Source organism: Daejeonella sp., from assembly GCF_044348475.1.
GTDB lineage: Bacteria > Bacteroidota > Bacteroidia > Sphingobacteriales > Sphingobacteriaceae > Daejeonella.
Genome location: NZ_JBIKSU010000151.1, coordinates 1 through 3,257, shown reverse-complemented (window position 1 = coordinate 3,257; position 3,257 = coordinate 1). Strand labels below are relative to the sequence as shown.

Here is a 3,257-nt window from a genome sequence, read left to right as displayed (position 1 = left end):
CTTACCAACTGAAGCAGAATGGGAATATGCTGCTTTAGCTTTAGCAGGTAATACTGAATATGAAAATATTGCCGATGGAAGAATTTATCCATGGAATGGCCTAGGTGTTCGTTCACCTAAAAAGCGTACCCAGGGTATGATATTAGCTAATTTTAAACGTGGCGAAGGCGATAACATGGGAACAGGTGGTTACCTCAATGATAAAGCTGATATTACTGGTCCTGTAAGAAATTATATACCCAATGACTTTGGGCTTTACAATATGGCAGGAAATGTAAACGAATGGACCGCTGATGTTTATAGAAAATTAAGCTTCGAAGATTTTTCGGATTTTAACCCTTTCCGCGGGAATGAATTTGCAAATAAACAATTATCTAATCGCGAAAAAGGTCTTTATGCTAAAGATAAATATGGCCGCCCGATTAAAGATGCAGCAAAGTCAGGTAAAAAACAAAAATGGTCTGAAATACAAGGAAATGTTGTCGCGGTTGATTCATCTTCACTAGCCAGAAAACCTTACAAATCTGATTTTAGAGGCTATCTTGATACTGTAAATACTAGTCTTTATGGTACTACTACCCTAGTGAACGATCGTTCACGCGTTTATAAGGGCGGTTCATGGAATGACAGAGCTTATTGGTTAAATCCTGCAACAAGAAGATTCATGCAGCAAGATGAAACAAGTGCTGAAATTGGATTCCGATCAGCAATGACCTTAGTTGGTGCTCCTGAAATTATCAGTAAAGGAAAACCACAGTTCACTAAGTTTAAATCAAAAGCTAAGAGTAACTAAGAATTCAATTTCTTAAAACAATTATATTAAAAACACCTTTATATAGTATTATATAAAGGTGTTTTTGTTTATGGTTGAAATTAAGAATCTAATATCTGCTTAGAGGTTGTACTGTACGTTCATCCATAAGCTCCTACCTACAGCATTAATTCCGCTTCCATGCGTACGATAATCGACATTAAATAAATTTTGAGCACTTAATTTTACATGTGCCTTACCAAAAGAATAACCCGAATAAATATTCAACACCTTCCAGCCTGGTGTGCCATTACGAGGAATCCGGTTATCATCTCTGTCTCCCTGAGCTAAGCGGTCTTGCTTATCAGCCAAAGCTAATTCGCCCTTAAGATACAGCCTGGTTATTTTATATTTCATGGAAATATTCCCGTTAAAGGGAGGCACCCTTCTCAAAGGCTCAGATTTTGATAGATTCTGCCCATGATTAAAGGATGCAAACATATCCAATGAAAAATATTTGCTAGCCTGCCATCCAAGAAACCCCTCAACTCCTTTAATTAAGGCTTCTTCCGTATTCTCCTTTTTATATACTTTATACCCATCAATTATCTGAGTTGTTTGAATCCTGGTAATAAGGTCTATCAATTTATTTCGGTATAACGCTGCGCCAAGCGTCAATTTTTTTGAAGCATACTTATAACCTAACTCAGAATTATAGCTTTTCTCAGGTTTTAAGGCATAAGATGGAAGTTCATATCTGAAATCTACTATACCTAATGTTCCCATATCGTCTATATTTGGAGCCCGGTATCCCGTGTTCAGAGATACATACACATGATGATCTTTCAACGTGTAATTAAGCCCTGTGTTCCAAACAAAAGCGCCTGGAGATACTTCTAGCTGACCAAGGTCTTTGTCAAATATGGAAGCCTTTAGCCAATTGTACCTAATTCCTGCTTCAGCATTAAATCCAGCCAGCTCAAAATGATGAAGAGAATACAAGGAAGTATTCAAATACGATGAATTATTGGGATAGAGTCCGCGAAGTGTTGTCAAGGCCCCACTCTGACTGTTGGTGTTATTCCGGATACTATTAATTTTATCACTGTAATATTCCAGCCCACTATTTGCTGTCCAATAGGTTGAAAGGCTAGAAAATATTTCTGCTGATAGATTGGATGAACGTACTTTATCTCTTTCAAATCCGGTAATAAAACTTGAGTTTTTCTGATTGTTTCTTTCTTCAATGGTATTGTTCAAGGAGCCGGTAATATTAATTTCATTAAAAAGCCTACTGGATTGTAGCATTCTAAATTTTACATAGCTCAAGTTCCTGCCCTGAACACCCATTTTATTGATCTGAAAGTTTTCTAGCCTGACCTTATGAAAAACATCCACATCATTTTGCTGTACAAATTGATTGGCAATACTTATTTCTGCCCTTTGTGAAAGTTTTAATTTAAGCTTTACACTTGCATCAGACTCACTATAGCCCGATGGCGATTGTCTTCCTGTGGTATCTCCACCTATTAGATCTCCGAAATTTTTCAATCCAAGTACTCCTGAAAAAACCAATTTTGAAGATGAATACACAAATTCAGAACTCCCAGATTTTTCCATATTTCCGCTTCCATAGCGAGCACTCACACTGCTTTTAAAATTTGCGCTCTCCGAAAAACCGGGATCTTTGGTAAAAACCTGTATAACTCCACCCATTGCATCTGAGCCATACTGAACAGAACCGCTTCCCCTTAATACCTCAATTTTATCAATAGAAAATGGATCAACCGTATTTAAATACTGATTGGGGCCATATCTGAAGGTTGAATTATTCATTCTGATACCGTCAACCAACATCAGAGTTTGATTACCTGTCAATCCTCTAATAAAGGGCGAGCCGCCACCGTGATTTGTTTTTTGAACAAATACCCCAGGTATAATACTTAATGATTCTGGGGTAGATCTTGGGATATTTTCTGATTGAGAAGGTCTGCTTAAAACACTAGATGCAAATGGTAATTTTAAACTAGAGGTATTCCTTCTCGATGCTGAAACCACTTCTATTTCTGAGAGTGAATTTATAGTTTCAACCAGCGGGATTTGAAGATCTAAAAATTGACCAGCTTTAAGCTCAAGAAAAATAGTATAAGTTTCATAGCCCACTCTACTTGCCTTTAAACTATATCGGCCTGGTGAAAAATCTTTTAAAAACAATCCATTATCATCAGAAGCAAAAGCATAAGAGGTAGAACCTTCAAGTTTAATATTAACTCCTGAAAGGCTGGCCTTCGTAGTTTGATTAAAAACCTTTCCCCCTAAATTCTGAGCAAAAACAGGAAGCGTTATCGCAATTAAAAAAATAGTCAAAAAGTGTTTCATTTCCGATTTAACTTGGTCGTGCTCGAGTGTTTTACCTTTAATCTTTTTTAAGGATTGATTTAGTCGTCATTCTTCTTTTGTTCGAGTTTCACAAATGCGCTTCGACGTGGAGCAGGCATAATGGAAT

Annotated in this window: 2 protein-coding genes; one reads left to right on the top strand and one right to left on the bottom strand. The window is 36.9% G+C overall.

What is annotated here, in order from left to right; genetic code table 11:
- The coding region (locus ACIQZ6_RS12535; RefSeq protein ID WP_395811610.1) for an SUMF1/EgtB/PvdO family nonheme iron enzyme at window positions 1–793 on the top strand (793 nt) is incomplete at its 5' end.
- A gap of 99 nt (window positions 794–892) precedes the next feature.
- Here ACIQZ6_RS12535 and ACIQZ6_RS12530 read toward each other — a convergent pair.
- Window positions 893–3,130 (bottom strand): TonB-dependent receptor domain-containing protein, encoded by a 2,238-nt coding sequence (locus ACIQZ6_RS12530; RefSeq protein WP_395811608.1) that lies wholly within the window; start codon window positions 3,128–3,130, stop codon window positions 893–895.
- Between the last annotated feature and the right edge of the window lie 127 nt (window positions 3,131–3,257).

What these genes read in the sequence shown, in the direction of transcription:
- ACIQZ6_RS12530 (WP_395811608.1), bottom strand. Translation starts at nt 3,130, where the DNA reads ATGAAACACTTTTTGACTATTTTTTTAATTGCGATAACGCTTCCTGTT.